Origin of the sequence: Amycolatopsis bartoniae, from assembly GCF_014191255.1 — a bacterium.
Taxonomy (GTDB): Bacteria; Actinomycetota; Actinomycetes; order Mycobacteriales; family Pseudonocardiaceae; genus Amycolatopsis_E; species Amycolatopsis_E bartoniae.
Genome location: NZ_JACHWH010000002.1, coordinates 26,025 through 50,042, shown reverse-complemented (window position 1 = coordinate 50,042; position 24,018 = coordinate 26,025). Strand labels below are relative to the sequence as shown.

Sequence of the window (24,018 nt, the reverse complement as noted above, 5' to 3'; positions counted from 1 at the left end):
GCTCACTTTCCCACCGAGGCGGTGACGTCGAAGGACAGGCCGTGCTCGCCGGCCGACACCCGCACCCGCGAACCGGGGCCGACGTCGCCGCGCAGCATCATCGTGGACAGCTGGTTGTCCACCTCGCGCTGGATCGTCCGGCGCATCGGACGGGCACCGAACTCGGGCTGGTAACCCTCGCGCGCCAGCCAGGAAACCGCTTCCGGCGTGAACTCGACCGCGATGTTCTGCGCGTGCGCCCGCCGCTCGGTCTGCTCCAGCAACAACCGCGTGATCCGCTCCAGCTGCTCGGCGTCGAGCTTGCGGAACACGATGATCTCGTCGATCCGGTTGAGGAACTCCGGCCGGAACGTCTCCCGCAGCCGCCGCATCAGCCGTTCCCGCAACGGGCGGTCGGTGTCGGTTCCGTCCGCGCGGCTGAAACCCAGCGCGCCCTGCGTGCCGCTGGTGATCAGCTCCGAGCCGATGTTGCTCGTCATGATCAGCACCGTGTTGCCGAAGTTCACCGTGCGGCCGCGGCCGTCGGTCAGCCGTCCGTCGTCGAGGACCTGCAACAACACGTTGAAGATCTCCGGATGCGCCTTCTCGACCTCGTCGAGCAGCACCACCGAGTACGGCCGCCGCCGCACGGCCTCGGTCAGCTGCCCGGCCTCCTCGTACCCGACGTAGCCCGGCGGGGCGCCGATCAACCGCGAGACCGTGTGCCGCTCGCCGTACTCCGACATGTCGATCCGGATCATCCGGTCCTGGTCGCCGAACAGCGCCTCGGCGAGCGCCCGCGCCAGCTCCGTCTTGCCGACACCGGTGGGCCCCAGGAACAGGAAGCTCCCGAATGGACGGTCCGGTTCGGACAGTCCCGCCCGCGACCGGCGCACGGCCTCGGCCACCGCGGAGACCGCCTCGTCCTGGCCGACCACGCGCTGGTGCAGGTGTTCCTCCAGACGCAGCAGGCGATCGCGCTCGTCCTCGGTGAGCTGGTGGACCGGCACCCCGGTGAGCCGCGAGATCACCTCGGCGATGTCCTCGGGCGTGACCTCGATCGTGCCGGTCGGCCTGCCCTGGGAGTCGGCGTCGTGGAGCCGCTCCCGGATCGCCGCGATCTCGTCGCGGGCCTGCGAAGCCCGCTCGAAGTCCTCCTCCGCCACGGCCTGGTCCTTGACACGCGTCAGCTGTTCGAGACGGTCCTCCAGCTCACGCACCTGGTTCGGCCTGCGGCCGGAACGCAGCCGCACGCGGGCACCCGCCTGGTCGATGAGGTCGATGGCCTTGTCCGGCAGGAAGCGGTCGGTGAGGTAGCGGTCGGACAGGTCCGCGGCCGCGGTGAGCGCGTCGTCGGTGAACCGCACCTGGTGGTGCGCCTCGTACCGGTCGCGCAGCCCGTGCAGGATCGAGATCGTGTCCTCCACGCTCGGCTCGGGCACCAGGATGGGTTGGAACCGCCGTTCGAGTGCCGGGTCCTTCTCGATGTTCTGCCGGTACTCGTCGAGCGTGGTCGCGCCGACGATGTGCAGCTCGCCGCGGGCCAGCGCGGGCTTGAGCATGTTGCCCGCGCCCATCGAACCCTCCGACGCGCCCGCGCCGACGACGGTGTGCAGCTCGTCGATGAACACGATCAGGTCGTCGCGGTGACCCCGGATCTCGCTGAGCAGGCTGGTCATCCGCTCCTCGAAGTCGCCGCGGTACCGCGTTCCGGCGACCATCGCGGTGAGGTCCAGCTGCACGACACGGCGTCCGGCCAGGCTGTCGGGTACGTCACCGTCGGCCAGCCGCTGCGCGAGCCCCTCGACGATGGCCGTCTTGCCGACACCCGCCTCGCCGATCAGGACGGGATTGTTCTTGGTACGACGGGAAAGCACCTCGATCGTCTGCTCGATCTCCTCGTCCCGCCCCACCACCGGGTCGATGCCGCCCTCGCGCGCCTGCGCGGTCAGGTCCCGGCCGAACTGGTCCAGCGTCGGGGTGTCGCCGCCGCGCTGTGTGCGGGAACCGCCCTGCTGCGCGCGTCCGGGGGGCGGGCTTTGCAGCGACTGGGGATCGGCACCGGCGCGCGCGAGGATGCGGCCCGCCGCGGACTGCGGGTTGACCGCCAGCGCCAGCAACAGGTGCTGCGGGCCGATGTAGGAAGAGCCCATGCTGCGGGCGATGCCGTGCGCGTCCAGCAACGCGCGCTTCGCGCCGGGCGCGAGTGCCGTCGGAGTCGTGCGCTCGGCGCCGGGCTGACCGCCGACCTCGCCCGCGAGGGCATCCGGTTTCGCGCCCGCGTTCTCCAGCAGCTGCCGCGTCACGGGCACCTGCGTGGCCGCCCACAGCAGGTGCTCGGTGTCGACGTCGGCACGCCCCTGCTCGGCCGCCTTCTCCGCGGCCTCGGAGATCAGTTCCCTGGCCTGGTCGGTCAGCAGCCGGGTGATGTCGACGGACTGCGGCCGCCGCCCGGGCATCGCGTTTCCGAAGAACTGCGCCAGGAACTGGTCGAAGGGGCTGCCGCCGCCGGGGAAGAAACCAGTCATGGCCTCGCGGCTACCCGGCGCCTTCCGGCGCGAAACGGCTCACGGCTCGTCGGTGAGCTTCTCGCGCAGGTGCTGCAGTGTCTGGGCGAGCAGCCGCGAGACGTGCATCTGCGAGATGCCGACGCGCTTGGCGATCTGCGTCTGCGTCATGTTGCCGAAGAAGCGCAGCATCAGGATCGTGCGCTCGCGCTCGGGCAGGTCACGCAGAAGTGGTTGCAGCGCCTCGTGGTTCTCGACCGACTGGAGACCGTTGTCCTCTTCGCCCAGGGTGTCCGCGAGCGAAGCGGATTCGCTTTCCTCTCCGGCGGGCTTGTCCACGGAGATGGCGTAGTAGGCGTTTCCGGCCTGCAGACCCTCGCTCACCTCGTCGACCGTGAGGTCCAGCGCGCGGGCGATCTCCGTCGGCGTGGGCGCGCGGCCGAGGCGCTGGCCCAGCTCGCCGCTGACCTGGCCGATCTGCAGGTGCAGCTCCTTGAGCCGCCGGGGTACGCGGACCGACCAGCTCGCGTCGCGGAAGTGGCGGCGGACCTCGCCCATGATGGTGGGCACCGCGAACGACAGGAAGTCGCTGCCGCGCTCGGGTTCGAACCGGTCCACCGCGTTGATCAGGCCCACGCGCGCGACCTGCACCAGGTCGTCGTAGGCCTCGCCGCGGCCGCTGAAGCGGCGGGCGATGTGCTCGGCGACCGACAGGTACTCCGTGACCAGCGCGGTGCGCAGGGTCTCGCGGCGCGGGTCCGCGGGGTCGGTGGCCGCCAGCTGCTTGAACAGCGAGACCTTCTCGTCCTCGGTCAGCTCGCCGCCGGAGGCCGGTGTACGGGGCTTCGCCACCGTCATGCTCCGGGCGCCCGGAGGACGGGGACCCCGCAGGTCCTGTGGTCTGCTCGCATGGTCCGGGCTACCCCGTCACTTCCGGGACCAATCCTGGTTGGCGACACCCTTCCCGGGAAACCCTGGCCGCAGAAAACCGGCGAGGAGGTAACACCATGACCACATCCGACACCCGTTCGCGTAAGCGCGTCGCGGTTCCGCGGGCGCTGGCGCTCGTGATCGGTGTCGTGTATCTCGTGCTCGGCGTCGTCGGGCTGTTCCTGATCGACCAGCCGATCCTGTGGTTCCACACCGGCCCGCTGCTGGACGTCGTGCGGATCGCGATCGGCGTGCTGGCGCTCGGCGCGGCCTGGCGCGGCGGTGCCGCGGCCCAGGTCATCGGGTTCGTGCTGTTCTTCGGGCTCGCCGGCTACACGGTGTACGGCGCGCTGTCGGCGGCGACGAACCAGCCCGGTGACGTGCGGCACTTCTTCGACGTCGGCTGGGGGGACAACGTGCTGCACGGGGTCACGGCCGTACTCGGACTGATCATGGGACTGCTGCCGCAGCGCGATGCACACGATGGGAGGAAGAACGAACACGGAGAGTAGCAGTTCTGCTTCCCGGGTTTAGCTGCTCCGCGCCAGGTGAATGTTCCCCAGCATGACGAGGGCGCAGCGCGATCGGCTCCGGGTACTCGTGTGGCACAGCCATGGCTCCTACACCGGGGCCTTCGTCCAGGGACGGCACGAGTACCTGTTGCCGGTGCTTCCGGAAGGCGGCAAGTGGGGGATGGGCCGGGCGGGACGGGCCTGGCCCGACACCGCGCGTGAGGTTTCCCCGGACGAGCTGCGCGACGAAGGGTTCGACGTCGCCGTCCTGCAGCGGCCCGAGGAGTTCGAGCTGCTGGAGCGCTGGACGGGGCTGCGGGCCGGGCGCGACGTGCCCGCGCTCTACCTGGAGCACAACACGCCGACCGGGGACGTGCCGCGCACGCGGCACTTCCTCGCCGACCGCGACGACGTCCCGATCGTGCACGTCACGCACTACAACCGCCTGATGTGGGACTCGGGACGGGCGCCGACGAGCGTGATCGAGCACGGCATCCCCGACCCGGGCGAGCGGTACACGGGCGAGGAGCCGGTGGCCGGCGTCGTGCTGAACGAACCGGTGCGCCGGGGACGGGCGGTGGGTACGGACCTGCTGCCCGTTTTCGCGGAGGTCGCACCGTTGCAGGTGTACGGCATCGGGGTCGAGAAGCTGGCCTTCGGTGACCGCGTGCGGCCGAGGGGCGACCTGGGTCAGGACGAGCTCTACACCGACCTGGCCCGGTGCCGCCTTTACCTGCACACCCCCCGCTGGACCTCACTGGGTCTGTCGCTGCTCGAAGCGATGCACCTGGGGATGCCGGTGGTCGCGGTGGCCAGCACGGAGGCCGCGCGCGCGGTGCCCCGCGAGGCCGGGTTCGTCTCGGCCGACCTCGCGGAGCTCACGAACGCGGTCCGTGAACTCGTTTCCGAACCGGAGCTCGCGCACCGCATGGGCAAGAGCGCGCGCGAGTTCGCACTGGCCCACTACGGGCTGGACGCCTTCCTGCGCAACTGGGACGTCCAGCTCACCGGGCTCGTGCGCAGCTGATGTCTGGAGGTAGAGCATGAAGATCTCGATGGTCTCCGAGCACGCCAACCCCTTGGCCGCGCTCGGCGAGGTCGACGCGGGTGGGCAGAACGTCCACGTGGCCGAACTGTCGGCGGCGCTGTGCCGGCAGGGGCACGAGGTGACGGTCTACACCCGGCGCGACGACGCCGGGCAGCCGGAGAGCGTGCGCACCGAGGCCGGGTACGAGGTGGTGCACGTGCCCGCCGGGTCGGCGCGGTACCTGCCGAAGGACGAGCTGCTCCCGCACATGACCGAGTTCGGCCGGTTCCTCGCCGCGCGCTGGGGCGCCGACCAGCCCGACGTGGTGCACGCGCACTTCTGGATGTCCGGGCTGGCCTCGATCCTCGCCACGCGGGAGACGGGCATCCCGGTGATCCAGACCTTTCACGCCCTGGGCGCGGTCAAGCGCAGGCACCAGGGCGCCGCCGACACCAGCCCGCCGGACCGCGTCCGGCTGGAGCGGCTGATCGGCAAGAACGCGGCGCAGGTCGCGGCGACCTGCTCGGACGAGGTGTTCGAGCTGGCCAGGATGGGCCTGCCCCGGGCGAAGATGTCCGTGGTGCCGTGCGGGGTGAACCTCGACCGCTTCGGTGCGGAGGGCCCGGCCGCGGAGCGCGGGGCGAAACACCGGATCGTCAGCGTCGGCAGACTGGTGCCGCGCAAGGGTTTCGCCACGGCGATCTCCGCACTGGCCGGGGTGCCCGACACCGAGCTGGTGATCGCCGGTGGTCCGGACCACGGCAAGCTCGCCGACGACGCGGAGGCGCGGCGGCTGCGCGAGCTGGCGCAGCGGTGCGGGGTCGCCGACCGCGTGCACCTGCTGGGCAAGGTTTCGCGCACGGAGATGCCGGCGCTGCTGCGCTCGGCCGACCTCGTGGTGTGCACGCCGTGGTACGAGCCGTTCGGCATCGTGCCGCTGGAGGCGATGGCCTGCGGCCGTCCCGTCGTCGCCGCGGCGGTCGGCGGGCTCACCGACACGGTGGTCGACGGCGTGACCGGTGAGCTGGTTCCCGCGAAGCGGCCCGACCTGCTGGCCGCGACCCTGCGCCGGCTGCTGGACAACCCGGCCCAGCGTGAAGCGTACGGCGTCGCCGGGATGGACCGGGCGCATTCGCGCTACTCCTGGGATCGCATCGCCGTGGACATCCTGCGGGTGTACGAGAAAGCGCTCCCCGAGCGGGTCGCCCCGTCTTCGCGGGCCGCGGTCGGCCGCGCCTGATCTTCCTTACCTCACAACGAAAAAAAGGAGGGGCCCTCACCGCGAGGGCCCCTCCTTCCGTCCTACGTGAGCTTGCTCTTCACCGACTGGGCCTTGCCCTTGACGGTGCCGACCGCGTCCTGGGTGGGGGAGTACGTGCCGTAGAGGGCCGGGTCCGGCTTCGGGGCCGTGCCCGGGCCGCCCAGCGGCTTCGGGTCCATCAGGTACTCGATGCGGTCCTCACCGGTGCTCCAGCCGCCCTTGTTGCCGTCGGGGCCGTCGGACAGGTGCCAGATCGTGTTGTTGTGTTCCTGGTTCTCCTCGTCGAACAGCGCGCTGGGGGCGATGTCGGTCTCGAGGCCGTCGGCTTCGAGCTCCTCGATCGCCCGCAGCCACTGCTTCTGGTGCACGGTGTCACGGGCGAGGTTGAACTTCAGCATCTCCTTCACGCCCGGGTCGTCGGTCATGTTGTACAACCGCGCGGTCTGCAGCCGTCCCTGCGCCTCCGCCGCCGCGTTCGCCCGGAAGTCCGCCAGCAGGTTCCCGCTGGCCACGATGAACTTCCCGTTCCACGGGTAGCCGTTCGAGTCCGCCGGCAGCGCACCCCCACCTGCCACGATGGCCTGCTGCGGATCCATGCCCCCGATCACCGCGGCCATCACCGGGTCCTTGACCGCCTCGGCGGTCATCGTGGCCGGCGCGCCCTCCAGTAGCCGCGCCACCATCGTCGCGAGCATCTCGACGTGCCCGATCTCCTCGGTCGCCGTGTCCATGATGAGGTCCTTGTACTTGCCCTCGATGCGGCAGTTCCACCCCTGGAACAAGTACTGCATGGTCACGGTCATCTCGCCGAACGCGCCGCCGATCAGCTCCTGCAGCTTGTGCGCGTATACCGGGTCCGGCCTTTCCGGCTTGGCCTCGAACTGCAGCTGCTTCGTGTGCCTGAACACTCGTTGTCCCTTCCTCGCGCTTCCGCCCAGTGCGGCGTGGGGACGGGCTTCCCCTTGTCGGCGGGGCTATTCACGGAATTTCCTGTGTGTTCGTCCGATCCTGATGTCAGTACCTGAAGTCGCTGCGGACAGTTTGAGAAGTCGCCACGGGGGGTAACAGAGCTGCGTGGGAGTGCGTCAGGGGAGTGACTACCGTTCGTGTCCGGCGGGGAACGCAGGGCAAGGTTCGGAAAACGGCGGAAAATTCCCGCTCCGGGATTTCCTCGCTGATTCCCGGGCCGGCCGGCTTCCCGATCTCGGCTGGTAGGCCCCGCGCGGGTGGATCTTCCCGGAAATTCCGGAATTGCCGCAGGTCGGGGCTTTCCGTATTTCACGCGCGACTCGTCCTCGTTTAGAAGTCGCTGCGCCGGGTAGCGGTAGTAGGAGAAGGAGGTGACCATGCGGATGACCGGAGCCGGGTACACGGTGGTCGTACCCACGAGCGGCCGGAACTCGCTGCAGGCACTCCTTTCCTCGCTGGAGCACGGCGCCGGGCCCGCGCCGGCCGAGGTGATCGTGGCCGGGCCCGTGCCGGACCTGCCCGGGCTGTCGGTCCCGGTGCGCGTGGTGGCCGGCGGGCGTAACGCCGGCTGGCGCGCGGCGAACACCGAATGGGTGGTTTTCCTCGACGACGACGTGCGGCTGCCCGCCGATTGGCGCGAGCGGCTGGCGACCGACCTGACCGGGCTCCCGTCGCGCGTGGCCGCGTCCTACGGCCACCTCGTCGTGCCGCCGCCCACCGGCGGCCGGCGCCCGGCCGACGACGAGCGCCGCTGCGCGGAGCGCGCGGCGGGCTGGCACCTCTCCGACTTCGCCTGCCGCCGCGACGTGCTCGCCGCGCTCGGCGGGTTCGACGAGCGCACCTCCCGCGTCGGCAGCGACTTCGTGTTGCGGCTGCGGCGGGCGGGGCTCGACTGGGAGCGCGGCTCCCGCCTGTCCCTGCAGCCTTCGCGGGAACGCGGTTTCTTCGACAGCGTGACCGAACAGCGGGCGCACGCCGGAGACGCGGTGCTGCGCCGCCGTTACGGCCGGACCTGGCGAGACCTCACGGACGCGGGTCCCAGCCCGATGGGCCGCCACTTCCTGACCACCGCGGCGCTCGCGGCCGCGAGCCTCGCCGGAAGGCGGCGCGGTGTCGCGGCCGCCGCCTGGCTGGCGCTCACCACCGACTTCGCGCTGCGCCGCATCCTGCCCGGTCCGCGAACGCCGCGGGAGATCGCGCGGATGGTGGTCACGAGCGCGCTCGTCCCGCCCGCCGCCGTGCTGTCCCGCCTGCGCGGGGAGATCGCGGCCCTGCGCGAGAAACCCAGTGCGCCCAAGGCAATCCTGTTCGACCGCGACGACACGATCATCGTCAACGAGCCGTACCTGGCCGACCCGAAGCTCGTGCGCCCGATGCCCGGCGCCGAGCAGGTGCTGCGGCGGCTGCGCGAGGCGGGCGTGGCCATCGGCGTCGTCAGCAACCAGTCCGGCGTCGCCCGCGGGCTCATCACCGAGGAGCAGCTGACCGAGGTCAACGCGCGGGTCGAGGAGCTGCTCGGGCCGTTCGACACGTGGCAGGTGTGCGTGCACGGCGAGGCCGACGGCTGCGCGTGCCGCAAGCCGAAGCCCGGTTTGGTGCGCCAGGCCGCGAAGGCGCTCGGGGTGCGGCCGCGGGACTGCGTCGTGATCGGCGACATCGGGGCCGACGTCGGAGCCGCCGCGGCGGCCGGGGCGGCGGGCATTCTCGTGCCGACCGAGCACACCAGGGAAGAGGAGATCCGCTCCGCCCCGCGCGTCGCGCGCGACCTGACGGAGGCGGTCGGGCTGGCGATGGGGGAGCGGGCATGGTGAAGGTCCTGGTCGCGCGGCTGGACAACGCGGGTGACGTGCTCATCACCGGTCCGGCGGTGCGCGCGGTGGCGGCCGCGGCGGACTCGGTCACGATGCTCGCCGGGCCGCACGGCCGCTCCGCCGCCGAGCTGCTGCCCGGCGTCGGCGAGGTGCTCACGTGGTGCGCGCCGTGGATCGACCCGCAGCCGCCCGCCGTGACGCCCGGCTACCTCGACGAGCTGCGCGACCAGCTCCGCGCCCGCGACTTCGACCGGGCGCTGGTCTTCACGTCGTTCCACCAGTCCGCGCTGCCGCTCGCGCTGCTCCTGCGGGAGTGCGGGGTGCCGTGGATCGGGGCCATCAGCGAGGACTACCCGGGTGCGCTGCTCGACCTGCGCCACCGCGTGGACGGCGACCCGCCCGAACCCGAGAGAGCGCTTTCTTTGGTGCGCGCCGCGGGTTTCGAGCTGCCGCCGGGCGACGACGGCAGGCTCGCCGTCCGCGAGCCGCTGCCGGACGTGTCCCACCTGGTCGGCGAACCCGGTTACGTGGTCGTGCATCCGGCGGCCTCGGTGCCCGCCCGGCAGTGGCCGTCGGCGCACAACGCGGAAGCCGTGCGGCTGCTGGCGGAAAGCGGTTACCGCGTGGTCGTCACCGGCGGCCCCGGTGAAGCGGAGCTGACCGCCGAGGTGGCGGGGGACCGCGCGGTGAACCTGGCCGGCCGCACGAACTTCGCCGAGCTGGCCGCGGTTCTGGCGGGCGCCCGCGTGCTCGTCGCCCCCAACACCGGACCCGCGCACCTCGCGGCGGCGGTCGGCACCCCCGTGGTGTCGCTGTTCGCGCCGGTGGTGCCCGCGGAGCGGTGGGCGCCGTACGGGGTGCCCGTCGTCCTGCTCGGGGACCAGAACGCGCCGTGCCGGGACTCCCGCGCACGCGTCTGCCCGGTCCCGGGGCACCCGTGCCTGGCCGGGGTTCCGCCCGAGGACGTCCGCCAGGCCGTCGAGAAACTAGGAGGTGCAGCGTGATCGAAGAGCGGTTCGGAGCGTTGTCCGACGCGATGCTGAGGCTCAGCGTGGACGCGCCGAGGATCGAGGCATGGGGCCGACATCTCGCCGACGTCTTCGCGCGCGGTGGCCGGCTGCTCGCGTGTGGCAACGGTGGCAGTGCGGCGGAGGCCCAGCACCTCACCGGGGAGCTGGTGGGCCGGTTCGTCAACGACCGGCAGCCGCTGTCCGCCATCGCGCTGCACGGCGACACGTCGGCCACCACCGCCATCGTCAACGACTACGGCGAGCACGAGGTGTTCGCCCGCCAGGTGCGCGCCCACGGCCGGCCCCGCGACGTGCTGGTGGCGCTGTCCACCAGCGGGCGCAGCCAGAACGTGATCCTCGCGGCGAAGGCGGCGCACGAGATCGGCATGACGACGTGGGCGCTGACCGGTCCCGCGCCCAACGACCTGGCCTCGCTGTGCGACGACGCGATCGCGATCGAGGCCGAGCGCACGGGCACCGTGCAGGAGGCGCACCTGGCGGTCGTGCACGGGTTGTGCGCCGCGCTCGACGAGGCGCTGGGAGTGCCCTCGTGAGCGGGCCGCTGGTGGTGGTCGGCGATGCCCTGCTCGACATCGACGTCGAGGGCACGGCCGAACGCCTCTGCCCGGAAGCGCCGGTGCCCGTCGTGGACGTCGGCCGCGAGTGGCAGCGCCCCGGTGGCGCCGGGCTCGCGGCGCTGCTGGCCGCCCGGTCGGCGGCCGAGGTCGTCCTGGTCACCGCGATCGGCGCCGACGAGAGCGGCGCCCGGCTCGCCTCGCTGCTGGAGAGCGAGGTCGAGCTGTGCACGCTGCCGCTCGACGGCGAGACGCCGTGCAAGACCCGCATCCGCGCCGCCCAGCAGTCGGTCGCGCGGCTCGACCGCGGCGGCGGCCGCGCCTCCCGGCGCGCGCTCGACGACCGCACGGTTTCGGTGCTGCGCGACGCGGGCGCCATCCTGGTCGCGGACTACGGCCGCGGCGTCGCGGACCATCCGCAGATCCGCGAGCTGCTCGCGGAGGCGGCCACCCGCGTCCCGGTCGTGTGGGACCCGCACCCCCGCGGCGGCGCGCCCGTGCCCGGCGCCCGGCTCGTGACGCCCAACGACAGCGAGGCCGTGAAGTTCACCGGCGCCACCGGAGAACCGGCCGAGCTGGCGGAAGCGTTGCGGGACAAGTGGAACGCGCACGCGGTGGCCGTCACGCTGGGCTCGAAGGGTGCGGTGCTCGCCTCGCCCGAAGGCGTGCGCCGGGTGCCGATCCCGAACTCCGCGAAGGTCGCCGCCAGCCTGCGGCCCGACACCTGCGGCGCGGGCGACCGCTTCGCCAGCGCCGCCACCGCCGCGCTGTTCGAGGGCGCGGACCTGTCCGCCGCCGTGGCGACCGCCGTCGAGTCCGCCGCCCGGTTCGTCGCCGCGGGTGCCGCGACCGCCGTGTCCCAGCCCGTCGACGAGATCGAGCCGGAGCCCGTGAGCGACGCGCTCGAGTTCGCCGAGCGCGTGCGCCGCCGCGGTGGGCGCCTGGTGGCCACCGGCGGCTGCTTCGACCTGCTGCACCCCGGGCACGTCTCACTGCTGCGGCACGCCCGCTCGCTCGGCGACGCGCTGATCGTGTGCGTGAACTCCGACGCCTCCGTGCGGCGGCTGAAGGGCCCGACGCGGCCCGTCGTGCCCGCCGCGGACCGGGTGCGGGTGCTCGCCGCGCTGGAGTCCGTCGACGCGGTCGCGGTGTTCGACGAGTCTTCCCCCGCCGCGCTGCTGGAGAAGATCCGGCCCGACGTATGGGTGAAGGGCGGCGACTACGCGGGCACCGAGCTGCCCGAGGCCGGAGTCGTCCGCGCGCACGGCGGCGAGATCGTGCTGGTTCCGTTCGTCGACGGCTATTCGACGACCCGACTGCTGGAGGGAGTCTCCCATGGATAACCCGGGCAAGGTACTGATCACCGGTGGCGCGTCCGGACTGGGCGCCGCGACCGTCGAGGCGGTCGCGAAGGCCGGTGGTCAGCCGCTCGTGCTCGACCTCAAGCCGCCGGCGGCCGACGTGCCGTACGTGCCGGTGGACCTGACCGACACCGCCGCCACCGAGCGGGCGGTGAACGAGATCGTCGAGACCGCGGGCGGGCTGGACGGCGTCTTCACCGCCGCCGGCATCGACACCCCGGGCAAGCTGGACTCGGTGTCCACTGCGGACTGGGAACGCGTCGTGCAGCTCAACCTGTTCGGCACCGCCGCGGTGGTCCGCGCCGCGCTGCCGCACCTGAAGCGCTCGCACGGCAAGGTGATCACGGTCGCCTCGACGCTGGGCATCAAGGCGGTCAGCGACGCGACGGCCTACTGCGCCTCGAAGTGGGGCGTCGTCGGGTTCACCCGCGCGCTCGCCGCGGAGACCGCCGGCGAGATCGGCGTGACGCTGCTGATCCCCGGCGGCATGCACACGGCGTTCTTCGACAACCGCGACGAGCAGTACAAGCCGCCGGCGGACGCGAAGCTCAACCACCCGGAGAACGTCGCCAGGGCCGTGTTGTTCGCGCTGTCGCAGCCCGCGGGCTGCGAGGTGCGGGAGCTGGTCGTGGCGGCGTCGGAAGAGGGCTCCTGGCCGTGACGGACGTGCTCGTGCTGCGGGCGCTGGGCGTGGGCGACCTGCTCGTGTCCGTGCCCGCGCTGCGCGGGCTGCGCAGGGCCTTCCCGCGGGCGCGGCTCGTCCTCGCCGCGCCCGCGGGCCTGCGCCCGCTCGTGGACCTCGTCGGCGCCGTCGACGACGTGCTGCCCACCACCGGGCTGGGCGGCCTGTCCTGGCCCGGCGAGCCGCCCGCCGTCGCGGTCAACCTGCACGGCAGCGGCCCGCAGAGCATCGACGACCTGGTGGCCACCCGGCCCGGGCGCCTGCTCACGCACCGTCATCCCGGGCACCCGGACCTGGCCGGCCCGGCGTGGCGGACGGACGTGCACGAAGCGCAACGCTGGTGTGATCTCCTGGCGTACTACGGAATTTCCGCCGACCGGCGTGACCTGGCGCTGGCGCGGCCCGAGGCCGGCAGCCCGGCGCCGGACGCGGTCGTGCTGCACCCCGGCGCGGCCTACGGCTCGCGCCGCTGGCCCGCCGACCGCTTCGCCGCCGTCGGCCGCGCCCTCGCCGCACGGGGACACCGCGTGGTGGTGACCGGCAACGCGGCCGAGTACGGGCTCGCGAAGTCGGTCGCCGAGGCGGCCGGGCTGGGGGAGGAGGCGGTGCTCGCGGGCCGGACCACGCTGTCCGAGTTCGCCGCGCTGATCGCGGACGCGGCACTGGTCGTGTGCGGGGACACCGGCGCCGGGCACCTCGCCACGGCGTACGGCACCCGCTCGGTGCTGCTGTTCGGGCCGGTCACCCCGGCCCAGTGGGGCCCGCCGCCGGGCACCGAGGACCGGCACGTGGCGTTGTGGCGGGGCAGCTTCGCCGACCCGTTCGCGGACGAACCGGACCCGGGCCTGCTGCGGATCACCGCCGAGGACGTGCTGGCGGCGGTCAGAGCACCGCGGCCGGCCGGAGTGCCTTCAGCGAGCTGATCGCGGCGGGCACCGTCGGCTGCAGCGGCAGCGTGCCCGCCAGCCCGGTGAGCTCGATGGGACGCAGCACCACGCGGTGGTTGCCCACCACCGCCCACCGCCGGTGACGCAGGGCGGCGGACCGCTCGGTGTCGACGAGGACCTGCAGCCCGGACGAGCCGAGGAAGGTGACCCCGTCGAGGTCGACGACGAAGTCGACGTCGTCGCCGAGGTAACCGTCGAGATGTTCGCGCAGGACCGGTGCGCCCAGCGAGTCGAGTTCGCCGCTGGTGCGAGCGAGCACGATACCGTCGTCGCGACGCTCTGCCTCGATCCGGACGTCGTTGGATGCGTGCACGGCGTCTTCCGATCTGTTGGAGGTTCGAGCGGACCGCACACCATCGCGGAAAAGTGAAATCCCGCCGGTCGCGTGCGAACCGCCCTCCCGGCACGGCTGCGCTTTCAACCGCTTCTTCCGACCGTACGGACTCCCATCGCGGAGACGCAAGGCACTGAGTCGGGTAAACCTGCTGCTACCCGCGGTTATTCATGAACGAATTACGCGACCAGGGTGGCCCACACCGTCTTTCCGCCGGAAGGCGAGAGCGTGCAGCCCCAGTCCTTCGCCGTCTGCTCGATCATCACCATGCCGAACCCGCCCCGGCCGCTGCCGGAGCGCACGAAGGCCCGGTCGGGGCTGTCGTCCGACACCGCCACGGTCAGCTCCCCGTCGTCCAGCTCCAGGCGCAGCCGCGGCGTCGACCGGGTGTGCTGGATCGTGTTCTCCACCAGCTCGCTCGCGACCGTCTCGGCGTCCGGTGTGAGGCCGGTGATGTGCCAGTCCACGCACACGCCGTCGACGAAACGGCGCGCCCAGCGCGCGGCCTCCGGCGTCCTGACCAGCGTGATCTCCGCTTGGCTTCGCATCGGACTGCTCTCCCCAAATCTCTCGTCCCAGCCCCGAGGTACCCCCGGGAAGGGGGGCGGAAACGCGCGCCTTGTGTCCAAAGTGGACTTGGTTTTCGCGAGGTGGGGGGCGGGTATCCGGCGGAAATGGACGAAAAGAGCCTGCTGCGGACGCTGACGAAGGTGGTGAACACCCTCGCCGCCGCCGGGATCGACTTCGCGGTCGCCGGCGGCTGTGCCGTGTACGCCCGCGGTGGGCCGCCGTCGGACCACGACGTCGACGTGTTCGTCCGCGAGGAGGACGTCCGGCGCGCGCAGCAGGCGCTCGTGGACGCCGGGATGCGGCCGGAGGAGCCGCCGGAGGACTGGCTGACCAAGGTCTACTACGAGGACGTGCTGGTCGACCTCATCTTCCGCCCCAACTACCGCTCGGACATCGCGGACGTGCTGGCGCGGGCCGAGGAGATGCGGATCGGGCCCGCGCTGGCCAAGGTGGTCACCGGCACCGACCTCATGGTCGACAAGCTGCTGGTGCTCGACGCGCACCGCTGCGACTTCACGCCCCTGCTGACCATCGCCCGCGACCTGAGGGAACAGGTGGACTGGGGTCGCGTGGCCGCCGAGACGCAGGAGTCGCCGTACGCCCGGTCCTTCATCACGCTGCTGGAAGCGCTTTCCGTGGCCGAAGTCGAAAGGAGCGGGACATGACCGGCGAGAGCCCGCAGTACCGGGTCGCGCACGTGCGCCGTGCGCTGGCCGAGGACCCGCGCACGGCCGAACTGGGCGTGCGCGTCAACGTGCGCGGGGACCACGTCCACCTCTCCGGCGAGGTCGCCACCGAGCAGCGGCGCGCCGAGCTGGAGCAGGTGCTCGCCGAGGTGGCGCCGGACGTGGAGCTGCACAACGACGTGCGGGTGGCCGACACCCGCGAACCAGCACGACGGGAGGAGCTGCGGTGATCCGGGTCGCTGCCGTCGGGGACGTGCACCTCGGGGAGGACGCCCGTGGCCGTCTCCGGCCCGCTCTCGACAACCTGGCCGGACACGCGGACGTGCTGCTGCTGGCGGGTGACCTGACCCGCCACGGCGCGCTCGACGAGGCCCGCGTGGCCGCCGAGGAGTTCGCCGGCCTGCCGGTGCCGGTGGTCGCCGTGCTCGGCAACCACGACCACCACAGCGACGCCGCCGACGACATCGCCAAGCTGCTGGAGGACTCCGGTATCCGCGTGCTCGAAGGCGAGGCGGTGACGCTGGAGGTCGGCGACCAGCGGCTCGGCGTCGCCGGCGTCAAGGGCTTCGGCGGCGGGTTCGCGGGCAAGTGCGCGAGCAACTTCGGCGAGCGCGAGATGAAGGCGTTCGTGGGTCACACGATCGAGCGCGCCGACCGGTTGCGGGCCGCGTTGAAAACCCTGGACACGGACGTGCGGATCGCGCTCACGCACTATTCGCCGATCCCGGAGACGCTGCGTGGCGAACCGCCCGAAATATACCCTTTCCTCGGGTGTTACCAGCTCGGCGAGGTGATCGACGAATGCGGGGTGGACCTGGCGATCCACGGCCACGCGCACTTCGGTTGCGAGCAGGGCGTGACACCGGGCGGGGTGCGGGTGCGCAACGTGGCCCAGCCGGTCATCCGCAGCGCCTTCGCCACGTACGGACTGGGCTCGTGATCCTTTTCCCGGCCTGCGGTGGCGCGCGAACCGCAATACATTTCTCGTGGGCTTGATTCACTACTGCGCCTGGAGCACAGTGGGAAGGCCCCGGTCGGCACTGAGCGCGACGAAGGCGAGGAAGCGATGACGGAGTTGCGGGCCCGGCCCGTCGTACTGGGGAACCGCTACGAGCTGCCTGCGCGCCACCGGCGGGGCCAGGCGATCCTGCGGCTCGCGCGCACCACCGATCACAAGCAGATCGGCCTGCTGTACCTGTTCACCTCGCTCGGGTTCTTCGTCATCGGCGGCTCGATGGCGCTGCTCATGCGGGGCGAGCTGGCGCGGCCGGGGCTGCAGTTCCTGTCGAACGAGCAGTACAACCAGCTGTTCACCATGCACGGCACGATCATGCTGCTGCTGTACGCGACGCCGAACGTGTTCGCGTTCGCCAACCTGATCCTGCCGCTGCAGATCGGTTCGCCGGACGTGGCGTTCCCGCGGCTCAACGCGTTCTCGTACTGGCTGTTCCTGTTCGGCGGGCTGATCGTGCTGGGGTCGTTCGCGACGCCGGGCGGGGCCGCGGACTTCGGCTGGACGGCGTACACCCCGCTGTCGGACGCGGTGCATTCACCCGGCATCGGCGGGAACATGTGGGCCGCGGGGCTGATCGTGTCCGGGCTCGGGACCATCCTCGGTGCCGTCAACATGGTCACGACCGTGGTGTGCCTGCGCTGTCCGGGGATGACGATGTGGCGGATGCCGATCTTCACCTGGAACATCCTGTTCACGTCGATCCTGATCCTCGCCGTGTTCCCGATCCTCACCGCCGCGCTGTTCGCGCTGCTGGCCGACCGGCTCATCGGCGCGCACGCGCTCGATCCGGCGAACGGCGGGGCGATCCTGTGGCAGCACCTGTTCTGGTTCTTCGGCCATCCCGAGGTCTACATCATCGCGTTGCCCTATTTCGGGATAGTCACGGAGATCATTCCGGTGTTCAGCCGGAAACCGTTGTTCGGTTACCGGCTGATGGTGTTCGCGACGATCGGCATCACCGCGTTGTCGTTCGCGGTGTGGGCGCACCACATGTTCGCCACGGGCGCGGTGCTGCTGCCGTTCTTCTCGTTCATGACGTTCCTGATCGCCGTGCCGACGGGCATCAAGTTCTTCAACTGGATCGGCACGATGTGGAAGGGGCGCATCAGTTTCGAGAGCCCGATGCTGTGGTCGGTCGGGTTCCTGGTGACGTTCCTGCTGGGCGGCCTGACGGGCATCATCCTGGCGTCGCCGCCGCTGGACTTCCACATCCACGACTCGTACTTCGTGGTCGCGCACTTCCACTACGTGCTGTTCGGCACCATCGTGTTCGCGACGTTCGCGGGCGTGTACTTCTGGTTCCCCAAGATGACCGGGCGGATGCTCAACGAACCGCTCGCGAAGCTGCACTTCTGGACCACGTTCATCGGTTTCCACACCACGTTCCTGGTGCAGCACTGGCTCGGGGACATGGGGATGCCGCGCCGCTACGCCGACTACCTGCCGAGCGACGGGTTCACGCTGCTGAACACCATCTCGACCATCGGCGCGTTCATCCTCGGCGCGTCCATGCTGCCGTTCATCTACAACGTGGTGCGCAGCTACCGCTTCGGTGATCCGGTCGAAGTGGACGATCCGTGGGGCTTCGGCAACTCGCTCGAATGGGCCACGACGTGCCCGCCGCCGCGGCACAACTTCCTGGAGCTGCCCCGGATCCGCTCCGAGCGGCCCGCGTTCGAGCTGCACTACCCGCACATGGTCGACCGCCTGCACGACGAAGGGCACATCACCCTGACGGGCAAGCCGGTGCCGCATTCGGAGGCGCGGGAGACGCCATCGGAGAAGGCTTCGCAGGCGAGCACGCCTCACGATTAGCCCTGTACAGCGGCGACGACCGCTCCGCGGGACCTGCGGGGTTAGTGCTCAGCACCTCCGGGTAGCCGGTCGGCAGACCGACTTGGAGGGAACGACGATGAGTGAGACAGCCGGTCGTGGATCGACCGCGGTCGAGGACCGCTCGATCGCGCAGCTGATCCAGGACCTGTCCGAGCAGATGCGCCGTCTCGTGCGGGACGAGCTGCGTCTGGCCACGGAGGAGCTGAAGGAGAAGGGCAAGCGCGCGGGCATCGGGGCCGGGTTGACCGGTTTCGCCGGGGTGACCGCGTTCTTCGGGGCCGCGGTGCTCGTCGCCGCCGCGGTGCTGGGGCTCGCCCTGGTGCTGCCGGGCTGGGCCGCGGCCCTGATCATCGGAGTCGCTCTGCTGGCCGTCGGGGGAATCGCCGCGCTGCTGGGCACGAAGCAGATCAAGCGCGCGGTGCCGCCGATCCCGGAGGAGGCGGCCGAGGGTGTCCAGAAGGACGTCGAGGTCGTGAAGCAGAGGGGGCGGACGACGGATGTCTGAGTCCGACACCTTCCCCCGCAACGCGGAGCAGGCGCGGCTGGACGCGGAGCTGACCCGCCAGGAACTGGGCGAGACAGCGGAGGCCCTGGCCGCGAAGGTCAAGGAGACCGCGCACACCACCGAGCGGGCGGCGCTCACCACGGGCGCCGCGGTCGGGGTGGCACTGTTGGTGTTCCTGATCATCAAGAAGATCGTCAGCCGGAGGTGAGTCATGGCGCACCACGTCGAGGTCGAGACCGAGCTGTGGGACGAGTTCCACCGTGTGGTCAACATGTCCTCCCGAGAGCTGAGCGAGTGGCTCCGCACCCGCTCGGCCGATGAGAACGCCGAAGAGGTGCCGGATCACGCGGGCACCCAGACCGGTCAGCACGTGCTGAACATCCTGCAGAAGCGGCGCGTGGACCTGACCGACGACGACGAGCGGATCATGCGCAAGGTGGTGGACCGCATCCACGCCGAACGGCGCGATGACCTCGAACCCACCGCGGGCCAGGAGAACTGGCGCCACCGCCTGATGACGCTCGGCCACGACCCGCTGAAGGGAGCCCGATGATGGAGCGAGTCAGCGACAAGAACGGCCCACGCGAGGACGACGCACTGAAAGCCGAACTGCGAGGGACGTTGCAGGGAAACCGGTCGAGCAGGGCCGAGGAATGGCGGGACCCGGAGCCACCCGCGGATGACGACCCGGATGTGCCGAACGCCGGGCCCGTGGAGCGGTAAGGGCCGTTAGGCCGCTTTGAACAGAACCCGAGAGTTGGGTGGTCATCCCGTCGCCTGAAACCTCACAAACCGCAGGCGACGGGATGACCACACGACTCGACCACCTCGCCAAGGTGAGATCGGTGCATCCCCTGGCTCATCCTGGAGCCTGCCCGCCGGCGAGGCATCTTTTGATCTTTGAACCCGCGCCTTCGCGCATGACGCGCCCAAAGACCCGCGCTTCGCGCGAAAAACCGGGGTTGCGGGCGCCCCGATCGCCGATTGTTTAACGGTTGACTCGCCGCGTCAAGGGCGCCTTCGGCGTCGCTTCGCGATGAGGCTTCGCCTCACCCTTGACGCGGCGAGTCAACCGCTAATGACGGCTTCGTATCGGGGGCGGGGGAGGGGTGGGCGCCCTTTTGGTTGCGTTTTGGTTGCCGGGTGGCTGTCAGCCGTAGAGTTTTTCTGCGTATTTGGGGCCGTAGTAGGTTTTCAGCTCTTCCAACGTGTCGTTTGGGCGTTCCAGGGTTTTCGCTATCACTGGTCTTGCTGCCACTGCCTCCGGGGTCCAGGTTTCCGGTTTCCACAGGTTCGAGCGCATGAAGGCTTTCGCGCAGTGGTGGAAGATCTGCTCGATTTCCACCACCAGGGCGAGCACCGGCTGGTGGCCTTTGACGGTCATGTGCTCGAAGAACGGTGCTTTTCGTACCAGTTTGGCCCGGCCGTTGATGCGTAGGGTGTCACCGCGGCCGGGGAGGAAGTAGATGAGCCCTACGTGGGGGTTCACGAGTATGTTCCGGAATCCGTCGGCGCGTTTGTTGCCGGGGCGTTCCGGGATGGCGATGGTGGTGTCGTCCAGTACCAGCGTGAAGCCTGGTGGGTCGCCCTTGGGGGAGACGTCGCAGGAACCCGCCGCGTCGGCGGTGGCGATCAGGCAGAACGGGGAGTGGGCCAGCCACTCGCGGTCCAGTTCGTGCAGTTTCGCGCGCTCCTTGCGCCGGGCGGCGGCGTTCGGCTCGCCGAGCAGTTCGCGCAGCTCCTCCTCGGAGGTCACCTCATCGACGTCCATCCGCCGACCGTAGCCGGACCCCGGGGGCGCGTCGCCGGATTTTCAGGATCGGACGGCGACCGGCAGTGTGAAATGCACCGTTTCGCGCGTGATTTCCCGTTCCTCCACCGTCAACGGGCCGAGACCGCCGAGTGCCGACACCACCGCGTCCACCAGGCGGGGCGGGGCGGACGCGCCGGCGGTCAGGCCGATCACCGACGCGCCGGTGACCCACTCCGGGCGGAGGTGGCGCGCGTCCTCGATGAGGTGCGCCGGGGTGCCCTGCCGCCGGGCCATTTCCACCAGGCGCACGGAGTTGGACGAGTTCGCCGAGCCCACCACGAGCAGCACGTCCGCCTCCTCCGCCACCACCTTGAGCGCGTCCTGCCGGTTGGTCGTGGCGTAACAGATGTCGTCCGACGCCGGGCCTCGCAGCGCCGGGAAACGCGACCGCAGGGCTGCGACGACCGCCGCTGTCTCGTCCACGCTCAGCGTCGTCTGCGTCAGGTACGACACGCGGGACGGGTCCGGCACCCGGACGCGGCGCGCGTCTTCGACCGACTCCACCAGGATCGTCCGCTCGGGCGCCTCGCCGAGCGTGCCCTCGACCTCCTCGTGCCCGGCGTGCCCGATGAGCAGCACGGTGTGGCCGTGCCCCGCGAAGCGCCGCGCCTCCGTGTGCACCTTCGTGACCAGGGGGCACGTCGCGTCGATGACGTTCAGGCGGCGCCGTTTGGCTTCCGCGCGGACGGCGGGGGAGACACCGTGCGCGGAGAACACGACCGTCGCCTCGCGGGGGACCTCCGACAGCTCCTCCACGAAGACCGCGCCCCGCGCCCGGAGGTCGTCGACCACGTGGCGGTTGTGCACGATCTCCTTGCGCACGTAGATCGGGCCGCCGCGCTGGTCCAGCAGGCGTGCCACGATCTCGATCGCCCGTTCCACCCCGGCGCAGAACGAGCGCGGCGCGGCGAGCAGCACCTTTCGCGTGCGGCCCGCCGCGGCGAGCCACGCCGCGCCCGCCGAGTACACCGCGGCCGTCACCTCCGGCGACGGGTGGCCGGGGATCGCGAGGCCCAGCCCGGCTTCCCCGCCGGTCACGGGGAACACGGCCCGCAGCGCGACCGGCACGCGGTCGGCCGTGCCGACGTGCAGGTGCCCCCGCGCGGTCCGCACCCCGCGGCGGCGCAGTTCGCCCTCCAGCAACACGGCCGCCGGGCACGGCACGGCGGACCTGCTGGGCCACAACAGGTCGTCCGCGACGAGCACGGCCCCCGCCGCCGCCCGGTGTGGATCGTTCGCGGCGAGAATGCTTTGCGCGGCGGTGAAGGACATGGCTTCTCCTAGAACGAGCGGCGGGTGATGAGCTGGGCGAGAACGGCGAGCTCGGCGTGAGCGCGCTGCCGGAGGCCGGCGGCTTCCAGGTGCACGAGTGCCTGAGACAGCAACCGGTCGGCCTGGGCCTGTGCCCACGCCCGTCCGCCGGCCTGGTCGACGAGGTCCGCGGCGTGCGCCAGCTGTGCGTCGGAAAGCGCTTCCTTCGCGCCGTACAACGCCGCCAGCTCCCGGCTGGCCTCGGTGCCCGCCGCGAGCGCCGCGACCACCGGCAGCGACTTCTTGCGGTTGCGCAGGTCCGAGAACACCGGCTTGCCGGTCACCTCGGCCTGGCCCCAGATGCCGAGCAGGTCGTCGACGAACTGGAACGCCAGCCCGGCCGCCTCACCGAACCGGCGCAGCTCCCGGACCTGCTCCGCCGTGCCGCCACCGGCGAGCGCGCCGAGCGCGCATGCGCAACCGAGCAGCGCCCCGGTCTTGCCCGCCGCCATCTCCCGGCACTCCTCGGCCCCCACGAACTCGCGCCGCTCGAACGCGAGGTCCGCGCTCTGGCCCTCGACGAGGTCGAGGACGGCGGTCATCAGCACCTGCAGCTCCCGCGGCCGTTCGGCGAGCAGCTGTGCCGACAACGCGAGCAGCGCGTCCCCGGCGAGGATCGCCGTTTCGGTGCCGAACCGCTTCCACACCGTCGGACGGTGCCGCCGCGTCGCGTCCCCGTCCATCACGTCGTCGTGCACGAGGGAGAAGTTGTGCACCAGTTCCACCGCGACCGCGGCGGGAAGCGCTTTCCGCGCCCGTGCCCCCACCGCCTGCGCGGCCAGCAGGACGAGCGCGGGCCGGATCGCCTTGCCACCGCTCGTGTTGTCGTCCCAGCCGAAGTGGTGGCGCACCGGCGCACGCATCGACGGGGGCAGGAGCTCGGCCGCCGCGCGCAGCTCCGGTTCGGCCAGCTCCTTGGCCCAGCCGAGGATCTCCCGCGCCGTGCGGGCTCCGGTCACCAGTTCCGCCGTCATCGTCCCAGCTCCACGTTGTCCAGGATGCCGAGCGCGTCGGGCACCAGCACCGCCACCGAGTAGTACGCACTGACCAGATAGGACAGCCGGCCGCTTTCGTCGATCCCCATGTAGCGTGCGTTGAGGCTGGGTTCGATCTCGTCGGGCAGCCCGCTCTGCCGCAGCCCGATGACGCCCTGGCTCTTCTCGCCGACCCGCATCGCGAGGATCGACGTGGTGTTCGTCCGCGACACCGGGATCTTGTCGCTGGGCAGGAGCGGCACCCCGCGCCAGGCCGTCATCGGGCTGCCGTCCACGTCGGCGGTCGCCGGCGTGATCCCGCGCCTGCTGCACTCCCGGCCGAACGCCGCGATGGCACGGGGATGGGCGAGGAAGAACGCCGTCTTGCGCCGCCGGGACAGCAGCTCGTCCAGGTCGTCCGGAGTCGGTGGCCCGGAACGGGTCTGCACGTGCTGCCGGAAGTCCACATTGGACAAAAGTCCGAAGCGCGGGTCGGTGAGCAGCTGTTCCTCCTGCCGCTCCCGCAACGCGGCCACCGTGAGCCGCAGCTGTTGCTCGACCTGGTCCATGGGCTTGTTGAACAGGTCGGCCACCCGGGTGTGCACGCGCAGCACGGTCTGCGCGACGCTCAGCTCGTACTCGCGCGGGTCCAGCTCGTAGTCGGCGAACGTGCCGGGCAGCACCGGCTCACCGGAATGCCCCGACGCGAGGGCGATGTCGGCCTCGCCGTACTTGTTCTGCGGTTCCCGGGCGGCCCGGCCCAGCCGCTCGACGTGCGCCCGCAGCTCGTCGGAGGTGTCGAGGAACTGCCGGAAGTCCTGGTGCCGCAACACCAGCGCCGTGACCGGGGTAAGCGCTTTCGCGGTGTGCGGCCACGTGCCGGGATCCTCGGCGAGCAGCTGCCGCCCCAGGAACTGCCCGTCGGCGAGCACGCCGAGCGTCACCGGGTCGCCGTAGCGGGCCGTGCCGATGGTGGCCACCTTGCCGGAAGCGACGAGGAAGCCGGCGTCCGCCGGCTGCCCCGCCTCGGCGAGCAGGTCGCCGGGCTGGTACGTGCGCTGCTCGAACCGCCCGGCGACCGTCGCCAGCACGATCGGGTCGTCGAAGCCGCGGAGGATGGGCAGCTCGCCCAGGCTCTCCGGCACCACCCGGACCTCGCCTCCGGTGCTGTAACAGGCGGCCCGCCCCTCACCGAGCGCGTGGCTCAGCCGCCGGTTGACCCGGTACGTCCCGGCGTCGGTGTCCACCCACGGCAGCTTGCGCAGCAGCCACCGCGAGCTGATGGCGCGCATCTGCGGCACCGACTTGGTCGTGGTCGCCAGCTTCCGGGCCGCGGTGGTGCTGAGGCTCAGGCTGACGCGTGTCTCCACTGTCGTCACGAGGACCGCCTATCAGGAATGTCG

General features: G+C 71.3%; 25 protein-coding genes. 16 read left to right on the top strand and 9 right to left on the bottom strand.

The features are described from left to right. Positions 1-2: 2 nt before the first annotated feature. On the bottom strand, positions 3-2,507 hold the full coding sequence (locus FHX82_RS12100) for an ATP-dependent Clp protease ATP-binding subunit (RefSeq protein WP_145937179.1): 2,505 nt from the start codon (positions 2,505-2,507) through the stop codon (positions 3-5). Positions 2,508-2,546: 39 nt separating this feature from the next. Further along, the gene (locus tag FHX82_RS12095) at positions 2,547-3,344 is read right to left on the bottom strand and encodes a SigB/SigF/SigG family RNA polymerase sigma factor (RefSeq protein WP_183176607.1); all 798 of its coding nucleotides are present in this window, start codon (positions 3,342-3,344) and stop codon (positions 2,547-2,549) included. Between the two features lie 149 nt (positions 3,345-3,493). Here FHX82_RS12095 and FHX82_RS12090 point away from each other — a divergent pair, with 149 nt between their 5' ends. The 3 genes from FHX82_RS12090 to FHX82_RS12080 are packed head-to-tail and all read left to right on the top strand — an operon-like array spanning position 3,494 to position 6,195. Continuing rightward, a complete protein-coding gene (locus FHX82_RS12090; RefSeq protein ID WP_145937180.1) occupies positions 3,494-3,928 on the top strand; it encodes a DUF4383 domain-containing protein in 435 nt (144 codons plus the stop codon). Between the two features lie 52 nt (positions 3,929-3,980). Continuing rightward, on the top strand, positions 3,981-4,955 hold the full coding sequence (locus FHX82_RS12085) for a glycosyltransferase (RefSeq protein WP_183176606.1): 975 nt from the start codon (positions 3,981-3,983) through the stop codon (positions 4,953-4,955). A 16-nt stretch (positions 4,956-4,971) separates the two neighbouring features. Next, positions 4,972-6,195: a glycosyltransferase gene (locus tag FHX82_RS12080; RefSeq protein ID WP_145938709.1), complete on the top strand. Its 1,224-nt coding sequence runs from the start codon at positions 4,972-4,974 to the stop codon at positions 6,193-6,195. 62 nt (positions 6,196-6,257) lie between these two features. Here FHX82_RS12080 and FHX82_RS12075 read toward each other — a convergent pair whose 3' ends face one another. Then, positions 6,258-7,124, bottom strand: coding sequence for a manganese catalase (locus FHX82_RS12075; protein ID WP_145938708.1), 867 nt, complete (start codon positions 7,122-7,124; stop codon positions 6,258-6,260). A gap of 444 nt (positions 7,125-7,568) precedes the next feature. Between FHX82_RS12075 and FHX82_RS12070 the strand changes: the two genes are divergently transcribed. The 6 genes from FHX82_RS12070 to FHX82_RS12050 are packed head-to-tail and all read left to right on the top strand — an operon-like array spanning position 7,569 to position 13,547. Then, on the top strand, positions 7,569-8,996 hold the full coding sequence (locus FHX82_RS12070; protein WP_145938713.1) for an HAD-IIIA family hydrolase: 1,428 nt from the start codon (positions 7,569-7,571) through the stop codon (positions 8,994-8,996). Next, entirely contained in the window at positions 8,990-10,000 is a 1,011-nt protein-coding gene (locus FHX82_RS12065) for a glycosyltransferase family 9 protein (RefSeq protein ID WP_145938707.1), read from the top strand. Before FHX82_RS12070 ends, FHX82_RS12065 begins: the two co-directional genes overlap by 7 nt. Continuing rightward, entirely contained in the window at positions 9,997-10,560 is a 564-nt protein-coding gene (locus FHX82_RS36535) for a D-sedoheptulose-7-phosphate isomerase (protein ID WP_222426006.1), read from the top strand. Before FHX82_RS12065 ends, FHX82_RS36535 begins: the two co-directional genes overlap by 4 nt. Then, entirely contained in the window at positions 10,557-11,924 is a 1,368-nt protein-coding gene (gene rfaE2 / locus FHX82_RS12060; RefSeq protein WP_145938706.1) for a D-glycero-beta-D-manno-heptose 1-phosphate adenylyltransferase, read from the top strand. Before FHX82_RS36535 ends, rfaE2 begins: the two co-directional genes overlap by 4 nt. Continuing rightward, complete coding sequence (locus tag FHX82_RS12055; protein WP_145938705.1) at positions 11,917-12,603, top strand: SDR family oxidoreductase; 687 nt, start codon at positions 11,917-11,919, stop codon at positions 12,601-12,603. The genes rfaE2 and FHX82_RS12055 overlap by 8 nt, the downstream gene beginning before the upstream one ends. Further along, on the top strand, positions 12,594-13,547 hold the full coding sequence (locus tag FHX82_RS12050; RefSeq protein ID WP_145938714.1) for a glycosyltransferase family 9 protein: 954 nt from the start codon (positions 12,594-12,596) through the stop codon (positions 13,545-13,547). The genes FHX82_RS12055 and FHX82_RS12050 overlap by 10 nt, the downstream gene beginning before the upstream one ends. Here the strand turns inward: FHX82_RS12050 and FHX82_RS12045 are convergent. After that, the gene (locus FHX82_RS12045) at positions 13,507-13,884 is read right to left on the bottom strand and encodes an STAS domain-containing protein (protein WP_145938704.1); all 378 of its coding nucleotides are present in this window, start codon (positions 13,882-13,884) and stop codon (positions 13,507-13,509) included. The genes FHX82_RS12050 and FHX82_RS12045 overlap by 41 nt on opposite strands. 200 nt (positions 13,885-14,084) lie before the next feature. Next, positions 14,085-14,453 (bottom strand): ATP-binding protein, encoded by a 369-nt coding sequence (locus FHX82_RS12040; RefSeq protein WP_145938703.1) that lies wholly within the window; start codon positions 14,451-14,453, stop codon positions 14,085-14,087. Positions 14,454-14,579: 126 nt separating this feature from the next. On the opposite strand from FHX82_RS12040, the gene FHX82_RS12035 reads away from it, so the two are divergent. The 7 genes from FHX82_RS12035 (at position 14,580) to FHX82_RS12005 (ending at position 19,070) form a co-directional block, all read left to right on the top strand. After that, positions 14,580-15,140, top strand: a complete 561-nt coding sequence (locus FHX82_RS12035) for a nucleotidyltransferase family protein (RefSeq protein ID WP_183176604.1) — start codon at positions 14,580-14,582, stop codon at positions 15,138-15,140. Then, positions 15,137-15,391, top strand: a complete 255-nt coding sequence (locus FHX82_RS12030; RefSeq protein ID WP_183176603.1) for a BON domain-containing protein — start codon at positions 15,137-15,139, stop codon at positions 15,389-15,391. The genes FHX82_RS12035 and FHX82_RS12030 overlap by 4 nt, the downstream gene beginning before the upstream one ends. Further along, positions 15,388-16,101 (top strand): metallophosphoesterase family protein, encoded by a 714-nt coding sequence (locus FHX82_RS12025; RefSeq protein WP_222426005.1) that lies wholly within the window; start codon positions 15,388-15,390, stop codon positions 16,099-16,101. Before FHX82_RS12030 ends, FHX82_RS12025 begins: the two co-directional genes overlap by 4 nt. A 126-nt stretch (positions 16,102-16,227) precedes the next feature. After that, the gene (gene ctaD / locus FHX82_RS12020; protein WP_145938702.1) at positions 16,228-17,991 is read left to right on the top strand and encodes an aa3-type cytochrome oxidase subunit I; all 1,764 of its coding nucleotides are present in this window, start codon (positions 16,228-16,230) and stop codon (positions 17,989-17,991) included. 97 nt (positions 17,992-18,088) lie between these two features. Beyond that, on the top strand, positions 18,089-18,517 hold the full coding sequence (locus FHX82_RS12015) for a phage holin family protein (RefSeq protein WP_145938701.1): 429 nt from the start codon (positions 18,089-18,091) through the stop codon (positions 18,515-18,517). Next, on the top strand, positions 18,510-18,725 hold the full coding sequence (locus FHX82_RS12010; protein ID WP_145938700.1) for a DUF3618 domain-containing protein: 216 nt from the start codon (positions 18,510-18,512) through the stop codon (positions 18,723-18,725). Before FHX82_RS12015 ends, FHX82_RS12010 begins: the two co-directional genes overlap by 8 nt. A gap of 3 nt (positions 18,726-18,728) precedes the next feature. Beyond that, positions 18,729-19,070, top strand: coding sequence for a DUF3140 domain-containing protein (locus FHX82_RS12005; RefSeq protein WP_145938699.1), 342 nt, complete (start codon positions 18,729-18,731; stop codon positions 19,068-19,070). Between the two features lie 597 nt (positions 19,071-19,667). Here the strand turns inward: FHX82_RS12005 and FHX82_RS12000 are convergent. The 4 genes from FHX82_RS12000 to FHX82_RS11985 are packed head-to-tail and all read right to left on the bottom strand — an operon-like array spanning position 19,668 to position 23,994. Further along, entirely contained in the window at positions 19,668-20,288 is a 621-nt protein-coding gene (locus tag FHX82_RS12000) for an MSMEG_1061 family FMN-dependent PPOX-type flavoprotein (protein WP_145938698.1), read from the bottom strand. A gap of 42 nt (positions 20,289-20,330) precedes the next feature. After that, on the bottom strand, positions 20,331-21,602 hold the full coding sequence (ispH, locus tag FHX82_RS11995) for a 4-hydroxy-3-methylbut-2-enyl diphosphate reductase (protein ID WP_145938697.1): 1,272 nt from the start codon (positions 21,600-21,602) through the stop codon (positions 20,331-20,333). 8 nt (positions 21,603-21,610) lie between these two features. Beyond that, complete coding sequence (locus FHX82_RS11990) at positions 21,611-22,615, bottom strand: polyprenyl synthetase family protein (protein WP_145938696.1); 1,005 nt, start codon at positions 22,613-22,615, stop codon at positions 21,611-21,613. Further along, positions 22,612-23,994 carry a family 2B encapsulin nanocompartment shell protein gene (locus FHX82_RS11985; protein ID WP_229881495.1) on the bottom strand — a complete coding sequence of 461 codons (1,383 nt, stop codon included), beginning with the start codon at positions 23,992-23,994 and terminating at the stop codon, positions 22,612-22,614. The genes FHX82_RS11990 and FHX82_RS11985 overlap by 4 nt, the downstream gene beginning before the upstream one ends. Positions 23,995-24,018 lie beyond the last annotated feature (24 nt).

Coding starts and splice junctions, on each gene's coding strand:
- ispH (WP_145938697.1), bottom strand. CDS start 21,602: ATGTCCTTCACCGCCGCGCAAAGCATTCTCGCCGCGAACGATCCACAC.
- FHX82_RS12070 (WP_145938713.1), top strand. CDS start 7,569: ATGACCGGAGCCGGGTACACGGTGGTCGTACCCACGAGCGGCCGGAAC.
- FHX82_RS12065 (WP_145938707.1), top strand. CDS start 8,990: ATGGTGAAGGTCCTGGTCGCGCGGCTGGACAACGCGGGTGACGTGCTC.
- FHX82_RS12100 (WP_145937179.1), bottom strand. CDS start 2,507: ATGACTGGTTTCTTCCCCGGCGGCGGCAGCCCCTTCGACCAGTTCCTG.
- ctaD (WP_145938702.1), top strand. CDS start 16,228: ATGACGGAGTTGCGGGCCCGGCCCGTCGTACTGGGGAACCGCTACGAG.
- FHX82_RS12035 (WP_183176604.1), top strand. CDS start 14,580: ATGGACGAAAAGAGCCTGCTGCGGACGCTGACGAAGGTGGTGAACACC.
- FHX82_RS12010 (WP_145938700.1), top strand. CDS start 18,510: ATGTCTGAGTCCGACACCTTCCCCCGCAACGCGGAGCAGGCGCGGCTG.
- FHX82_RS12095 (WP_183176607.1), bottom strand. CDS start 3,344: ATGACGGTGGCGAAGCCCCGTACACCGGCCTCCGGCGGCGAGCTGACC.
- FHX82_RS12085 (WP_183176606.1), top strand. CDS start 3,981: ATGACGAGGGCGCAGCGCGATCGGCTCCGGGTACTCGTGTGGCACAGC.
- FHX82_RS12055 (WP_145938705.1), top strand. CDS start 11,917: ATGGATAACCCGGGCAAGGTACTGATCACCGGTGGCGCGTCCGGACTG.
- FHX82_RS12000 (WP_145938698.1), bottom strand. CDS start 20,288: ATGGACGTCGATGAGGTGACCTCCGAGGAGGAGCTGCGCGAACTGCTC.
- FHX82_RS12080 (WP_145938709.1), top strand. CDS start 4,972: ATGAAGATCTCGATGGTCTCCGAGCACGCCAACCCCTTGGCCGCGCTC.
- FHX82_RS12005 (WP_145938699.1), top strand. CDS start 18,729: ATGGCGCACCACGTCGAGGTCGAGACCGAGCTGTGGGACGAGTTCCAC.
- FHX82_RS12030 (WP_183176603.1), top strand. CDS start 15,137: ATGACCGGCGAGAGCCCGCAGTACCGGGTCGCGCACGTGCGCCGTGCG.
- FHX82_RS12040 (WP_145938703.1), bottom strand. CDS start 14,453: ATGCGAAGCCAAGCGGAGATCACGCTGGTCAGGACGCCGGAGGCCGCG.
- FHX82_RS11990 (WP_145938696.1), bottom strand. CDS start 22,615: ATGACGGCGGAACTGGTGACCGGAGCCCGCACGGCGCGGGAGATCCTC.
- FHX82_RS12015 (WP_145938701.1), top strand. CDS start 18,089: ATGAGTGAGACAGCCGGTCGTGGATCGACCGCGGTCGAGGACCGCTCG.
- FHX82_RS12090 (WP_145937180.1), top strand. CDS start 3,494: ATGACCACATCCGACACCCGTTCGCGTAAGCGCGTCGCGGTTCCGCGG.